Source organism: Rhodovulum sp. MB263, from assembly GCF_002073975.1.
Taxonomy (GTDB): Bacteria; Pseudomonadota; Alphaproteobacteria; order Rhodobacterales; family Rhodobacteraceae; genus Rhodovulum.
In genome coordinates, this window is the sequence record NZ_CP020384.1 from 2,442,693 (window position 1) to 2,456,405 (window position 13,713).

Sequence of the window (13,713 nt, forward strand, 5' to 3'; positions counted from 1 at the left end):
CCCGCGCGGGCGTTTTTCTTTTGATCTGGGCTTGAGACACCGAGCCAGCAGATGACGATTGCGGCGAGAGCGATGGCTGACAGGACCACCTTCGCGTAGCGGTCGTCGCGGGGTGCGATCCGGCGCCAGTCCTTCAGGCGACCGAACCGGATCCCGATCCGGCTGCGCCGCTTTTGGCGCCGCCTGTCATAGGTCACCGGCGTCCTGCGCTGTTTCCATCCGGGGGGGGGTGAGGGCCGGCAAGATCTGGTCCGGTGGATCAGATCAGCCCGGACCGGCGCGCATCTCTCTGCCTTTCAACCTGTCCCGGACCCCGTCGGCGTGATAGCCGCGATCCCCGAGCCGCCAGTCGACGGCCGGCACAGAGCCGCATGACGCCCGTGCGCCCACATGGTCGCTGACAGGGCCTGCCGACATGAAAAGCCCGACGGGGCCGTCCCTTCGCATCCGCAACAGCTTGCAGCCCGGTGTTCCGGCAAGCTTTGGTTCGCCCGATCAGGCGGTCACATCCACCTTTTGGCGCCCGGGCTGGACGCCATTCGGTGAGCCTTCAGCTCCTCGCGCAGGCTCGCTCGAACGCATGGCCTTCGGCTGCTCATGTCGATCGACACGGTCCGGCCCGCGCGATGCGGCCGATATTCGACAATTTTTCGAGAAAATGTACCGTTCCTGCCGGACCGGCGCCCGGTTTGCCGGGCCTGATGAGGGTATCGGGCACCCCGGACGGGAAGCCCTGCCATCAAGCACAGGAGGCCACCATGGCCAGCGCAACCTCCCAGACCCAAAGCTCTCGTCCGGCCGCGCCGAAGGAGCCCGCGCGCGACGTCTCGGCCTCCCGGCCGGCTCCGGCCGACAGCTACCGTTTCAAGGACTGGGCCAGCATCTGACCGGCCCGGCGGGTCCGGGGGACGGACCCGTATGAAAAGGGGCCCGAATGCCCCCCCCCGCATGAAAAAGGGGCCGGTCCCGACGGACCCGCCCCTTCTTGCTGCCGCGCGCCGTCACGGCGCCTCGGCGGACCATTCCACCAGACCGGCTCAGCCGACCAGTTCGAGACCCGAGAAGAAATAGGAGATTTCTTCCTTGGCGGTGTCTTCGCCATCCGAGCCATGGACCGAGTTCTCGCCGATCGACAGCGCGAATTCCTTGCGGATGGTGCCTTCGGCGGCTTCGGCCGGGTTGGTCGCGCCCATCACTTCGCGGTTCTTCGCGATGGCATCCTCGCCTTCCAGCACCTGCACCACGATCGGCTCGGAGGCCATGAATTCGCAGAGTTCGTCGTAGAACGGGCGTTCCTTGTGCACAGCGTAGAACACGCCGGCCTGGGCCTTGCTCAGGTGAATCCGCTTCTGGGCGATGATGCGCAGGCCAGCCGCCTCGAGCTTGGCATTGATCGCGCCGGTCAGGTTGCGCTTGGTCGCGTCGGGCTTGATGATCGAGAAGGTGCGTTGAATCGCCATGTCTTGCGTCCTCTTGGGCGCCGCCCCGGGGCGGCGGTGAAAAATCGCGGCCCTGCTAGCACGCGCCCCGACCCTTGAAAACAGGCTTTCGCTGCCCGGCCCGGAACCGATAACGCTGGATCACGTTGTGTCGAGTGTTCGCGCGCGCCTGTGAAAAGGGTCATTTGATGTCTGTGATTGTCGATTTCCTGAACACCGTGCTCTGGGGCTATGTCCTGATCTGGGGACTGATCGGAGCCGGGCTTTACCTCACGATACGCCTCGGCGGGATCCAGTTCCGACATTTTCCCGAATTCATCCGGGTTCTGATCAGCTCGGACGCGTCGGACCGCAGCGGCATCACGCCCTTGCAGGCACTGACCGTGAGCCTTGCCAGCCGGGTCGGCACCGGCAATCTGGCGGGCGTCGCGGTCGCGATCTATCTCGGCGGGCCGGGCGCGGTGTTCTGGATGTGGATCGTGGCCCTTGTCGGCATGGCCACGGCCTATGCCGAATCGACGCTGGCCCAGCTTTACAAGGTGCGCAACGCCGACCGCCAGTATCGCGGCGGCCCCGCCTATTACATCTGGCACGGGCTGGGCGCGAAATGGCTGGGCTATGTGTTCTGCTTCTTCTTCCTCTGTTCCTTCGGGCTGATCTTCAACGCGGTGCAGTCCAATTCCATCGCCGATGCCGCCGACGGCGCCTTCGGCATCCCGAAACTCGCGACCGGCCTCGTCATCGGTGCGCTGACCGGCATCGTCATCTTCGGCGGCATCCGCTCGATTGCCAGCGTCGCCGAACGCGTGGTGCCCTTCATGGCCGGGATCTACCTTCTGGTCGCGGCCTATGTGCTGGTCGTCCATGCCGCCGAGATCCCCGGCCTGCTGGCCCTGATCGTCAAGAGCGCCTTCGGCATCGACCAGGCGGTGGGCGGCTTTGCCGGGGGCTTTGCGGCCGCTGCGCTGAACGGGATCAAGCGCGGGCTGTTCTCGAACGAGGCCGGCATGGGCTCGGCCCCCCATATCGCGGCCGTCGCCGTGCCCGACCCGCATCACCCCTCGAGCCAGGGCATGGTGCAGGGGCTGGGCGTCTTCATCGACACGCTTCTGATCTGTACCGCGACCGCGCTGATGATCCTGCTGTCGGGCGCGGTCGACTATGGCCCCGACGGGGTCACCGGGACCGAGCTGACCCAGAACGCGCTCTCGGTCCATATCGGCGCCTTCGGCCCGGCCTTCATCGCGGTCGCGATCCTGTTCTTCGCCTTCACCTCGATCATCGGCAATTATGCCTATTCCGAGAATGTGATGGAGTTTCTGGGGCTCGGCCGCGGCGTACCGCTGACGATCCTTAAGGCTGCCCAGATCGGCATGGTGATCTGGGGCGCGGTGCAGCCGGTGACGAAGGTCTTCAACTTCGCCGATGCCTCGATGGCGACCATGGCCACCATCAACCTCGTCGCGCTGGTTCTGCTGTCGGGCACGGTGATCCGGCTTACGAAGGACTATTTCGAGCAGCGCAAGACCCGGGCTGAACCCTGTTTCCGGCTCTCGCAGCATCCCGAGATCGACCCGAGGGGGATCGACCGCACGATCTGGAACGCGGATATCGCCGCCGAGCGGGGCGCCTGATCGCGCTTCCCCACCGGCCCGTGCCCTGCTAAGGCACGGGCCATGCTGCGCATTGACGATCTTCGCTATTCCATCGAGGGGCGCCCTTTGTTCGAGGGAGCCTCCGCCGTCATTCCCGATGGCCACAAGGTGGGTCTCATCGGCCGGAACGGGGCCGGAAAGACCACGCTGTTCCGGCTGATCCGGGGCGAGCTCACGCTCGATTCGGGCGCGATCTCCTTTCCGCAGCAGGCCCGGATCGGCGGCGTCGCGCAGGAGGTGCCCTCGTCCTCGACCTCGCTACTGGACACGGTGCTGGAAGCCGATACCGAGCGCGCCAGCCTCATGGCCGAGGCCGTGACCGCGACCGACCCCCACCGCATCGCCGAGATCCAGACCCGGCTGGCCGATATCGACGCCTGGTCGGCCGAGGCGCGGGCGGCCTCGATCCTGAAGGGGCTGGGCTTCTCCGAGGCCCAGCAGCACATGCCCTGTTCGGATTTCTCGGGCGGCTGGCGGATGCGGGTGGCGCTGGCGGGCGTGCTCTTCGCCCGCCCCGATCTGCTGCTTCTGGACGAGCCGACCAACTATCTCGATCTCGAGGGCGCGCTCTGGCTGGAAAACTACCTGGCGCGCTATCCCCATACGGTCCTCCTGATCTCTCATGACCGCGGGCTTCTGAACCGTGCGGTCGGCCATATCCTGCATCTCGAGAATCGCAAGCTCACGCTTTACGCGGGCGGCTATGACGCCTTCGCCCGGGCCCGTGCCGAACAGCGCGCGGTGCAGGCCGCCGAGGCCAAGAAGCAGGACCTGCGCCGGGCGCATCTGCAAAGCTTCGTCGACCGCTTCCGCTACAAGGCCTCGAAAGCCAAGCAGGCCCAGGCCCGGATCAAGATGCTGGAGAGGATGCCCCCCATCGCCGCGCCCGAGGAGATGGCGCGCGTCGCCTTCAGCTTCCCCCAGCCCGAGGAGCTGTCGCCGCCGATCGTGGCGATGGAGGGTGTCTCGGTGGGCTATGACGGCAAGGCGGTGCTGCAGCGCCTGTCGCTGAGGATCGACCAGGACGACCGGATCGCGCTTCTGGGGCGGAACGGCGAGGGCAAGTCGACCTTCTCGAAACTGCTGGCGGGCAAGCTCGACAAGCTGTCGGGCCGGGTGACCACGGCCAACAAGCTGAAAATCGGCTATTTCGCCCAGCACCAGGTCGACGAGCTGCATCTGGACGAGACCCCGCTCGAGCATATCCGCCGCGAACGGCCCGACGAGGCCCCCGCAAGGCTGCGCGCGCGGCTCGCGGGGTTCGGGCTTGGCGCCGATCAGGCCGAGACCGAGGTCGCGCGGCTGTCGGGCGGGCAGAAGGCGCGGCTGTCGCTCCTGCTGGCCACGCTCGACGCCCCGCATCTGCTGATCCTCGACGAACCCACCAACCATCTCGACATCGAAAGCCGCGAGGCGCTGTCCGAGGCGCTGAACGACTATTCGGGCGCGGTGATCCTGGTCAGCCACGACATGCACCTGTTGTCGATGGTGGCCGACCGGCTCTGGCTGGTCGAGGGCGGGCGCGTCGCGCCCTTCGAGGACGATCTCGACGCCTATCGCAAGATGCTGCTGGGCACCGACACGCCCGAACGGGCCCAGACCGCCAGGGCCGCCGCGCCCAGGCGCGCCACGCGCGACGAGATCCTGACGCTTCGCACCGAGGTCCGCAAATGCGAGGCCCGGGTTGCGAAACTCGACGAGATGCGCCGGAAGCTGCAGGAAAAGCTGGCCGATCCGGAGATGTACGACCCCGCCCGCGCCGATGAGCGCCTGCTCTGGCAGAGGAAGTTCGCCGAGGCCGAAGAGGCGATGGACCGGGCCGAGGCGCTTTGGATGGATGCGCTTGAAAGCCTTGAGAAAGCAGAGACTTGAGCGATGGAGTTCGGGTTTTACATCAGCGCCCTGGTCACCCTTTTCGTGATCATCGACCCGATCGGGCTGGCGCCGGTCTTCGTCGCCCTGACCCAGGGCATGTCCGCCCGGCAGCGCCGCGTCGTCGGCCTGCGCGCGGCCGCCATCTCGGTGGCGGTGCTGACACTGTTCGGGATCTTCGGCGAACAGGTCCTGGTCTTTGCCGGGATCTCGATGCCCGCCTTCCGGATCGCGGGCGGCATCCTGCTGTTCCTGACCGCGCTTGAAATGCTGTTCGAGCGGCGCAGCAAGAAGCGCGAGGATCGCGCCCATGAAGAGCTGCCCGATCCGTCGGTCTTTCCGCTGGCGACGCCGCTGATGGCGGGGCCGGGTGCGATCGCGACGATGGTGCTCCTGACCGGGCAGGTCGACCGGGCGCCGCTCGACATGCTGCTTGTGCATCTGGCGATGATCGGCGTGATCGGCATCTGTCTCGGGCTGTTCATGACGGCCAGCCTGCTGGAACGCGCGCTGGGCCATACCGGCATCGTCGTCGTCTCGCGGCTGCTGGGCATGCTGCTGGCCGCGCTTTCGATCCAGTTCATCCTCGACGGGCTGAGGGATTTCGGTCTTGCCCCGGTCTGACGCCCCTCGCGCCGAAGCGCGGGCACCCTATATCCAAGGGATCAAGGCGAAGGGAGCGTGATGACGGGCGACGATTTCGGACGGCTGATCTATCTGGTTCTGCTGGGCTCGGTGATTGCGGGGTATTTCCTGCTGTCGAACCGGCAGCGGCTGGGTCAGGTCGCGCAGCAGGCCGCGATCTGGGGGCTGATCTTCATCGGCGCGATTGCCGGCTTCGGGCTCTGGTCGGACATCCGCCATCAGGTCGCGCCGAGCCAGACCGTATTCGGCGAGGAGCGGCGTGTCGAGGTGCCGCGCGCGCCCGACGGGCATTACTACATGACGGTCGAGGTCAATGGCACGCCGCTTCATTTCGTCGTCGATACCGGGGCGACCGATGTGGTGCTGACCCGCAAGGACGCCACCCGGGTGGGGATCGATCCCGACGGGCTGCAATATTTCGGCGAGGCCCATACCGCGAATGGCACCGTCCGGACCGCGCCGGTCCGGCTGGATACCGTCGCGATCGGCCCGATCGTCGACCGCAACCTGCGCGCCTTCGTCAATGCCGGCCAGATGCGCGACTCGCTTCTGGGCATGGCCTATCTGAATCGCTTCGAACGGATCGAATTCATCCGCGACCGGATGATTCTGACGCGCTGAGCATCTCGCACCGGACCGCCCGGCCCGCTAGGCTGGTCCGCACAGCGAGGAGACAGCCGATGACAGACGCCCCCAAGGCCCCCGACAGCACCTCCACCGACAGCACCGCCATGATGGCCGATGACCGGATCGCAGAGATCGCCGCGGCCCAGCCGCCCTTCGCCCGGCTGCTGGGACTGAAGATCGTCTCGGCCGCTCCCGGGCGGGTGGTGGCCGATCTGGTGGTGACCGAGGCCCTGACCAACAGGAACGGCACGCTGCATGGCGGCGCGATCATGGCGGTGGCCGACAATCTGGGCGGCACCGCAACCTTCCTGAACATCGATCTCGAGGCGGGCGAAGGCACCTCGACCATCGAGAGCAAGACCAATTTCTTCCGCACCGTGGCGCTCGGAGATACCGCGCGCTGCGAGACCGTGCCGCTGCATCGCGGCCGCAGCACCATGGTCTGGCAGACGACCATCACCCGCGGCGACGGCACGCTGGCGGCCAATGTGATCCAGACCCAGATGGTGCTGCGCCCGCGCGCCCGGTAGCGGACCGGCGGACCGGGCCTCAGCCGCCGCTTTCGGCCTTCTTCTGCCAGCGGCCGCTTTCCTCGGACCAGTATTGCGCGGCCAGCCCCGCGCCGGTCAGCGCGCGCCATTGCTCCCGCGCCCGCTCGACCGCTGTCGGATCGTTGCCGTCGAACAGGATGCAGACCCTCTCGAGCGCGCGGGTCTCCTCGGGGCTCACCTCGGCGCCATCGACCGCCATCAGGCAGCGCGCCCCGTTCGGCATGTCGGGCCCGTCCGTCAGCAGCACCGGCTGATCGGCATCGAAGCCGGTTCCCGCAAGCCCGTGCGGCAGGAAGCCCTCGCCCATCCAGAGCCGCTCGTCGAGCCGGGCCAGCCGGTCGCGGTCGGATCCGCGCACCGCGACGCGCATGTCACGCTCCAGCGCCTTTCCGAGCAGCATCGGCAGCGTGTCCTCCAGCGGATGCCGGGTCAGATGATAGAAGAGCGCCTGTCCCATAGGGCCGGTCAGTCCTGCGAAAGCGGATTGTAGCTGCCGAAGGTCCAGACATGGCCCTCGGGATCGGCGACCGAGAATGCACTGCCGCCCGGGCCGTCCCCCGAGAGCGGCGCAACGATCCGGGCCCCGGCCTCGCGCACACGCGCATGCAGACGGGCCGGATCGGGCACCACGGCATAGATCGTCAGGCTGTCCGGCGCGGCCCTGCCTTCGGGACCGGCCGGAGGCGGACCAAGCCGCCCCTGCCCGGCCGGGCCGCGGATCGAGACCAGCCCCTCGCCCAGCCGCAATTCGGCATGGAGAAAGCCGCCTTCGCCATCGCGGCGCACGACATGCTCGTCGAGCCCCAACACCCCCACCAGAAACAGCAGTGCCGCCTCGGGGTCGCGGTAACGGATCGCAGGAATGATCATCGGGGTCTCCCTCGGCCTCTGCGATCCGATGCTAGCACCGAAGCCTCAATTCTCGAAGCGCTCGGCCACCAGCCGGTCGAGCGCCAGAACGCCCCAGCCCGTCGCGCCTTTCGGCGCCAGCGGGGTCTCCTCCTGCGTCAGGGCCACGCCCGCGATGTCGAGATGGATCCAGGGCGTGTCCTCGGCGATGAAGCGCTGCAGGAACTGCGCCGCGGTGATCGAGCCCGCGGGCCGGCCGGCCGAATTCCGGATATCGGCAAGGCGCGACTTGATCAGCTTGTCATAGGACGCACCCAGAGGCATCCGCCAGGCGCCCTCGCCCTCGGTGGCGGCGGCCTTCAGGAAATCGGCGCAGAAGGCGTCATCATTGGAAAAGACGCCCGCATTGGCATTGCCGAGCGCGACGATGATCGCCCCGGTCAGGGTGGCCAGATCGATCACGCCCGCGGGCTTGAACCGGTCCTGGGCGTACCAGAGCACATCGGCCAGCACGAGCCGGCCCTCGGCATCGGTATTGATCACCTCGATCGTGTCGCCCTTCATCGAGCGCACGATGTCGCCCGGACGCTGGGCGCGCCCGTCGGGCATGTTCTCGACCAGCCCGACCACGCCGACGACATTGGCCCTGGCCTTGCGCAGCGCGAGCGTGCGCATGACGCCCGCGACCACCGCCGCGCCGCCCATGTCCATGGTCATCTCTTCCATGCCCTGACCGGGCTTGATCGAGATGCCGCCGGTGTCGAACACCACGCCCTTGCCGACGAGCGCCAGCGGCGCCTGATCGGGCGCGCCGCCATTCCAGCGCATCACCACCACCTTGGACGGGCTTTCGGACCCCTGCCCCACCGCCAGCAGCGCGCGCATACCCAGGGCCTTCAGCTCGTCCTCCTCGAGGATCTCGACATCGAGCCCAAGCTCCTGCATCGCCGCCAGCCGCCCGGCAAAATCGTCGGTGGTCAGCACATTGGCAGGCTCGTTCACCAGATCGCGGGTGAAGAACACGCCCTCGGCCAGCGCCGCCATCGGCCCGGCCGCGCTTGCGGTCTCTTCGGGCCTGGCGACCATCACCTTCACCGCCCCGGGGATGACCGGGTCCTCGCTCCGATGCGCATCGAAGCTGTAGGCGCGCAGCGCAAAGCCGAAGGCGATGTCGGCGGCGCGCGGATGGTTGCCCGCCAGCAGAGTCACATCGGCCTTGCCCTGCCGCCTGGCCAGTTCGGCCCCTGCCCGCCGGGCCTCGGCCTGGCTGGCCTTGCGGTCGAGCCGCACCACGTCGACCGCTTCGGCCGCAAGCCCGGAGGGCCAGGCCAGCGTCACGATCTCGGCCGGTTTCATCTGCGCGAAGGCCTCGCTCTCGACGAAGCGCGCCAGCGCGCCGCGGCTCAGGCGGTTGACCCGCCGCGCCCCCGGATCGAGCTTGCCCTCGGCACCGACGAGGACCGCGATGCGGCCAGCGGAGCCCGCGACCGCTTCGAGATCGGTTTCGGCAAAGGCAATGGCGACGGGGGTGCTCATCTGCGGCTCCTGCTCTGGCATATCTGTCGGCCCCATACCTAGTGCCGCACCCCGCGCTTTACCAGATAGCAGTTTTCCCCCCTGAGCGATTGGTCTAATCTGCCGCCCGATCATGCACCTGCCGAGGATATTCGTGCCCAGATTCGACCGATACCTTCTGGCGCAGCTGACCGTCCTGTTCGGCTTTTTCGCACTCGTTCTGGTCTCGGTCTACTGGGTCAACCGGGGCGTGTCCCTGTTCGACGACATCATCGGCGACGGCCAGTCGGCGCTGGTCTTCCTGGAATTCGCGGCCCTCACCCTTCCCAACGTGATCCGTCTCGTGCTGCCGGTCGCGGCCTTCGCGGCCACCGTCTACGTGATCAACCGGCTGACCAATGAAAGCGAGCTGGTGGTGATGCAGGCGCTCGGCTGCAGCCCCTGGAGGCTGGCGCGGCCGGTCGCGATCTTCGGTCTGCTGGTCGCGATCCCGATCTGCATTCTGACCCATTTCCTGGTGCCCGCCAGCCGCGCCCAGCTCGATCTGAGGCAAGCCGAGATCTCGCGCGATTTCACCGCCCGCTTCCTGTCGGCCGGGCAGTTCCTGCACCCGGCCGGGGGCATTACCGTCTTCATCCGCGACATCACCCGCAGCGGCGAGCTGAAGCAGATCTATCTGTCGGACGCCACCACCCCCGGCACCCGCGTCACCTATACCGCGAAGCGCGCCTTCCTCGTGCAAAGCGAGGACGGCCCGAAACTGGTGATGGTCGACGGCATGGCCCAATGGCTGCGCAAGGAGGACCGGCGGTTGTCGACCGCGACATTCGACGATTTCGCCTATGATATCAGCGGCCTGATCGGCTCTGCCCGGATCCGCCGCCCGTCGCTCGACGTCATGTCGACGCGCGATCTGCTGTTTCCGAGCCCCGAGCTGATCGAGGCCGCGGGCAAATCCCGGGCGGTGTTCCTCTACGAGGGCCATGCCCGTACCGCGCAGGGGTTGCTGGCCGTGGCGGGCGCCCTGATCGGCTATGGGGCGCTCATGATCGGCGGCTTCTCGCGGTTCGGGCTCGGGCGACAGATCGGGCTTGCAATCACGCTGCTGATCGCGGTCAATTTCCTCAACAACACCGCCGCCGGCTTGGCCCAGCGCGACGCGAGTTACTGGCCCGTGACCTACCTGCCGCCGCTGGCCGGCATCGGGATCGGGCTCGGGCTGATCTGGCTGTCGGCGATGCGCCACCGCAGGCGGCGGGAGCGGCCGGCATGACGCTGCATTTCTACATCGCGCGCAAATTCACGCTGTACCTGCTTGGGATCCTGGGCATCTTCGGGACCATCATGGTCCTGATCAGCATGGTCGAGGAATTGCGGAATTTCGACCTCGGCCAGATCGGGGTCGGCGGCGCCCTGCATCTGGCCTTGCTGAAGGTGCCCGGCGATCTCTACACCATCCTGCCCATGGTCACGGTGATGGCGACGGTGGCGCTGTTTCTGGCACTGGCCCGCAGTTCCGAGCTTGTCGTGACCCGCGCCTCGGGCCGCTCGGCGATGCGCATTCTGGGCGCGCCGGTCGCGGTGGCGCTGGTCTACGGCGTGGTCGCGGTGGCGATCTTCAACCCGATCATCGCCGCCACCTCGCGCGAATATGACAGCGTGTCTTCGGCCTACAAGGGCCGCGAGGCCAGCCTGCTCTCGGTCAGTTCCGAAGGGCTCTGGCTGCGGCAGGGCTCGCTTGCCGGACAGACCGTGATCCGCGCCGCGCGGGCCGATGCCCAGGCCACGCGCTTCTACGACGTCACCTTCCTGGCCTTCGATGCAGAGGGCAATCCGGCCTGGCGGATCGAGGCCGAGGAAGCCCGGCTCCGCCCCCAGGGCTGGGACATCCGCAATGCCAAGCGCTGGAGCTTCGGGACCGGGATCGACAATCCCGAGGCCCGGGCGGTGGTCTCGCCGCAACTCGTGCTGCCCTCCGACCTGACCCTTGAACGCATCCGCGACAGCTTTGCCCGCCCGGCTGCGGTCGCGATCTGGGATCTGCCGACCTTCATCTCGGGGCTTGAGCGTGCCGGCTTCTCGGCGCTTCCGCAACGGGTCTGGTTGCAGATGGAACTGGCCATGCCCGCGGTGATGGTGGCGATGGTGCTGCTGGGCGCCGCCTTCACCATGCGCCATGTCCGCTTCGGCCGCACCGGTACGATGGTGATGATGGCCCTTGGCCTCGGTCTGGGGCTGTTCTTCCTGCGCAACTTCGCGCAGGTATTGGGAGAGAATGGCCAGATTCCCGTGGCCCTGGCGGCCTGGAGCCCGCCGCTTGCGGGAATTCTGCTGTCGCTCGGATTGCTGCTGCACCTGGAGGACGGTTGATGCGGGCCCTTCTTGCCCTCGCCCTGACCACGGCCCTGACCACGGCAAGCCTGTCCTTGCCGGGGCGGCTTTGCGCCGAAGAGACCGCCCGCCCGCCCGCGACCCTGATCGCCGACCGGATCGGGGTGGGCGATCTGCGCCAGCTGGTGGCCGATGGAAATGTCGAGGTGCTTTACGGCGAGACCCGGCTTTCCGCGTCGCGCATCGTCTATGACCGCGACGGCGAGACCCTGGCCATCGACGGGCCGCTCACGCTGACCACCGGGGCCGACACGTTATTCCTGGCCGACAGCGCCGAACTGTCGGCCGATATGACAGAGGGTATCCTGCGCTCGGCCCGGCTGGTTCTCGATCAGCAATTGCAGATCGCAGCCGCCGACATCCAGCGCATCGCCGGACGCTACAACCGGCTCGGCGAGACCGTCGCCTCGACCTGCAAGATCTGCGCGAATGGCGAGATGCCGCTCTGGCAGATCCGGGCCAGCCGCATCATCCATGACGAACAGGAAGGCCAGATCTATTTCGACAATGCCCGGCTCGAGGTCGCGGGCGTGCCGGTCTTCTATCTGCCGCGGCTGCGCATCCCCGACCCCTCGCGCAAGCGCGCCACGGGCTTCCTGACGCCCTCGACCCGATTCACCGACCAGCTCGGGACCGGCATCAAGATCCCCTATTTCATCGAGCTGGGGCCCTCGCAGGACCTGACCCTGACGCCCTATATCTCTTCCAGCCGCACCAGAACGCTGGAACTGCGCTATCGCCGCGCCTTCACCAATGGCGAGATCGAGATCAACGGCGCGGTCTCGCGCGACGACATCCTCAAGGATGAGACCCGGCATTACCTCTTCGCCGAAGGCAGCTTCGAGCTGCCGCGCGACTTCAAGCTCGAGTTCGACATCGAGACGGTGTCGGACCGGGCCTATCTGCTCGATTACGGCTATTCCGAGCAGGACCGGCTGGAAAGCTCGGTCGAAATCAGCCGCGCCCGGCGCGACGAGCTGATCCGGGCCGAGATCGGCTATCTCGAGACGCTGCGCGACTCCGAAAGCAATTCCACCATTCCGTCGATCGCCGGCGATGTCGAATACCGCCGCCGCGTCGCCCCCGCCCTGCTCGGCGGCATGGCCACGCTCAGCTTCTCGGCCGACGCGCTGCACCGGAATTCGGACGATCCCAATGACGGGCCCGATTTCGACAGCTATGGCGACGGCATGGACATGGCGCGCCTGACCATCGACGCGGACTGGCGCCGCGACTGGATCCTCGACAATGGCATGGTGCTGGCCGCGCTTGGCGGGATCACGCTCGACCATTACGAGATCGGCGATGACGCGGTCTATGGCGGCAGCCAGACCCGGCTGACCCCCGGCGCCGCGGTCGAGCTGCGCTGGCCGCTGGTCAAGGCCGCCGCCGATGGCAGCGCCCAGGTGCTGGAGCCGGTGATCCAGCTGGCCTGGAGCCACGCGGATGATGGCGAGATCCCGAACGAGGACAGCGTCCTGGTCGAGTTCGACGAAGGCAACCTGTTCTCGATGTCGCGCTTTGCCGGGGAGGATGCGCGCGAGACCGGGCTGCGCCTCAATGCCGGGCTGGGCTGGACCCGCTATGCCGCCAGCGGCTGGGCGCTCGGGCTGACCGTCGGGCGGATCTGGCGGGCCGAGGACAGCGACCAGTTCGCCAGCGGCTCGGGGCTCGACGGCAGCAGCTCGGACTGGCTGACGGCGGTCAAGCTCGATTTCGGCAGCGAGGTCAGCATGACCAACCGCGCGGTCTTCGACGACGCCTTCGAGCTGACCAAGAACGATCTCAGGATCGATTGGGAAAAGGACGCCTTCGATATCGGCTCGAGCCTGCTCTGGATCGAGGCCAACCCGTCGGAAGATCGCCTCTCGGACCGCTCGGAATGGCTGGTCGATGCCGCCTACGACTTTCACCGGAACTGGACCGGCAAGGCCAACTGGCGCTACGATTTCGTCGCCGACGAGGCCGCCAAGGCCGGGATCGGGCTCGAATACAGCAATGAATGCATCAGCGTGGATGTTTCCCTCTCGCGCCGCTTCACCTCGTCCACTAATGTGAACCCGTCCACCGATTTCGACCTCACGGTCTCACTGGCCGGGTTCGGGTCGCGTGGCAAGAGCGGCGGCGCGCGGCGATGCATGCGCTGATGAGGCAGAAGAATAACGGAGG

General features: G+C 67.2%; 13 protein-coding genes and 2 pseudogenes. 9 read left to right on the forward strand and 6 right to left on the reverse strand.

Annotated features, from left to right (window positions below):
- Positions 1 to 41: 41 nt before the first annotated feature.
- Positions 42 to 224, reverse strand: a pseudogene (locus B5V46_RS20870) (IS5/IS1182 family transposase); the annotation flags it as partial.
- A 69-nt stretch (positions 225 to 293) separates the two neighbouring features.
- A pseudogene (locus tag B5V46_RS20875) lies at positions 294 to 554 on the reverse strand (IS5/IS1182 family transposase); the annotation flags it as partial.
- A gap of 204 nt (positions 555 to 758) precedes the next feature.
- On the opposite strand from B5V46_RS20875, the gene B5V46_RS20675 reads away from it, so the two are divergent.
- The gene (locus B5V46_RS20675; protein ID WP_255377920.1) at positions 759 to 887 is read left to right on the forward strand and encodes a hypothetical protein; all 129 of its coding nucleotides are present in this window, start codon (positions 759 to 761) and stop codon (positions 885 to 887) included.
- Between the two features lie 150 nt (positions 888 to 1,037).
- Here B5V46_RS20675 and ndk read toward each other — a convergent pair whose 3' ends face one another.
- Positions 1,038 to 1,460: a nucleoside-diphosphate kinase gene (ndk, locus tag B5V46_RS11385; protein ID WP_080616710.1), complete on the reverse strand. Its 423-nt coding sequence runs from the start codon at positions 1,458 to 1,460 to the stop codon at positions 1,038 to 1,040.
- A gap of 167 nt (positions 1,461 to 1,627) precedes the next feature.
- Between ndk and B5V46_RS11390 the strand changes: the two genes are divergently transcribed.
- Genes B5V46_RS11390 through B5V46_RS11410 form a run of 5 tightly spaced genes read left to right on the forward strand, consistent with a single transcriptional unit; the run spans position 1,628 to position 6,768 of the window.
- Positions 1,628 to 3,073: a sodium:alanine symporter family protein gene (locus B5V46_RS11390; protein WP_080616711.1), complete on the forward strand. Its 1,446-nt coding sequence runs from the start codon at positions 1,628 to 1,630 to the stop codon at positions 3,071 to 3,073.
- A gap of 42 nt (positions 3,074 to 3,115) precedes the next feature.
- On the forward strand, positions 3,116 to 4,966 hold the full coding sequence (locus B5V46_RS11395; RefSeq protein WP_080616712.1) for an ABC-F family ATP-binding cassette domain-containing protein: 1,851 nt from the start codon (positions 3,116 to 3,118) through the stop codon (positions 4,964 to 4,966).
- 3 nt (positions 4,967 to 4,969) lie between these two features.
- Positions 4,970 to 5,590, forward strand: coding sequence for a MarC family protein (locus B5V46_RS11400; protein ID WP_080616713.1), 621 nt, complete (start codon positions 4,970 to 4,972; stop codon positions 5,588 to 5,590).
- Positions 5,591 to 5,650: 60 nt separating this feature from the next.
- Positions 5,651 to 6,232 (forward strand): TIGR02281 family clan AA aspartic protease, encoded by a 582-nt coding sequence (locus B5V46_RS11405; protein ID WP_080616714.1) that lies wholly within the window; start codon positions 5,651 to 5,653, stop codon positions 6,230 to 6,232.
- Between the two features lie 59 nt (positions 6,233 to 6,291).
- On the forward strand, positions 6,292 to 6,768 hold the full coding sequence (locus B5V46_RS11410; RefSeq protein WP_231119097.1) for a PaaI family thioesterase: 477 nt from the start codon (positions 6,292 to 6,294) through the stop codon (positions 6,766 to 6,768).
- A gap of 19 nt (positions 6,769 to 6,787) precedes the next feature.
- Here B5V46_RS11410 and B5V46_RS11415 read toward each other — a convergent pair whose 3' ends face one another.
- Genes B5V46_RS11415 through B5V46_RS11425 form a run of 3 tightly spaced genes read right to left on the reverse strand, consistent with a single transcriptional unit; the run spans position 6,788 to position 9,174 of the window.
- Entirely contained in the window at positions 6,788 to 7,246 is a 459-nt protein-coding gene (locus B5V46_RS11415; RefSeq protein ID WP_080616715.1) for a DNA polymerase III subunit chi, read from the reverse strand.
- Positions 7,247 to 7,254: 8 nt separating this feature from the next.
- Positions 7,255 to 7,659 carry a VOC family protein gene (locus B5V46_RS11420; protein WP_080616716.1) on the reverse strand — a complete coding sequence of 135 codons (405 nt, stop codon included), beginning with the start codon at positions 7,657 to 7,659 and terminating at the stop codon, positions 7,255 to 7,257.
- Positions 7,660 to 7,704: 45 nt separating this feature from the next.
- Entirely contained in the window at positions 7,705 to 9,174 is a 1,470-nt protein-coding gene (locus B5V46_RS11425; protein WP_080616717.1) for a leucyl aminopeptidase, read from the reverse strand.
- 133 nt (positions 9,175 to 9,307) lie between these two features.
- Between B5V46_RS11425 and lptF the strand changes: the two genes are divergently transcribed.
- Genes lptF through B5V46_RS11440 form a run of 3 tightly spaced genes read left to right on the forward strand, consistent with a single transcriptional unit; the run spans position 9,308 to position 13,691 of the window.
- Positions 9,308 to 10,426, forward strand: coding sequence for an LPS export ABC transporter permease LptF (gene lptF / locus B5V46_RS11430; RefSeq protein WP_080616718.1), 1,119 nt, complete (start codon positions 9,308 to 9,310; stop codon positions 10,424 to 10,426).
- Entirely contained in the window at positions 10,423 to 11,523 is a 1,101-nt protein-coding gene (lptG, locus tag B5V46_RS11435; protein WP_080616719.1) for an LPS export ABC transporter permease LptG, read from the forward strand. Before lptF ends, lptG begins: the two co-directional genes overlap by 4 nt.
- On the forward strand, positions 11,523 to 13,691 hold the full coding sequence (locus B5V46_RS11440) for an LPS-assembly protein LptD (protein WP_080616720.1): 2,169 nt from the start codon (positions 11,523 to 11,525) through the stop codon (positions 13,689 to 13,691). Before lptG ends, B5V46_RS11440 begins: the two co-directional genes overlap by 1 nt.
- Positions 13,692 to 13,713 lie beyond the last annotated feature (22 nt).

Bases quoted from the DNA above. Each gene is read 5' to 3' on its own strand.
- B5V46_RS20675 (WP_255377920.1), top strand. From the start codon at position 759: ATGGCCAGCGCAACCTCCCAGACCCAAAGCTCTCGTCCGGCCGCGCCG.
- ndk (WP_080616710.1), bottom strand. From the start codon at position 1,460: ATGGCGATTCAACGCACCTTCTCGATCATCAAGCCCGACGCGACCAAG.
- B5V46_RS11390 (WP_080616711.1), top strand. From the start codon at position 1,628: ATGTCTGTGATTGTCGATTTCCTGAACACCGTGCTCTGGGGCTATGTC.
- B5V46_RS11395 (WP_080616712.1), top strand. From the start codon at position 3,116: ATGCTGCGCATTGACGATCTTCGCTATTCCATCGAGGGGCGCCCTTTG.
- B5V46_RS11400 (WP_080616713.1), top strand. From the start codon at position 4,970: ATGGAGTTCGGGTTTTACATCAGCGCCCTGGTCACCCTTTTCGTGATC.
- B5V46_RS11405 (WP_080616714.1), top strand. From the start codon at position 5,651: ATGACGGGCGACGATTTCGGACGGCTGATCTATCTGGTTCTGCTGGGC.
- B5V46_RS11410 (WP_231119097.1), top strand. From the start codon at position 6,292: ATGACAGACGCCCCCAAGGCCCCCGACAGCACCTCCACCGACAGCACC.
- B5V46_RS11415 (WP_080616715.1), bottom strand. From the start codon at position 7,246: ATGGGACAGGCGCTCTTCTATCATCTGACCCGGCATCCGCTGGAGGAC.
- B5V46_RS11420 (WP_080616716.1), bottom strand. From the start codon at position 7,659: ATGATCATTCCTGCGATCCGTTACCGCGACCCCGAGGCGGCACTGCTG.
- B5V46_RS11425 (WP_080616717.1), bottom strand. From the start codon at position 9,174: ATGAGCACCCCCGTCGCCATTGCCTTTGCCGAAACCGATCTCGAAGCG.
- lptG (WP_080616719.1), top strand. From the start codon at position 10,423: ATGACGCTGCATTTCTACATCGCGCGCAAATTCACGCTGTACCTGCTT.
- B5V46_RS11440 (WP_080616720.1), top strand. From the start codon at position 11,523: ATGCGGGCCCTTCTTGCCCTCGCCCTGACCACGGCCCTGACCACGGCA.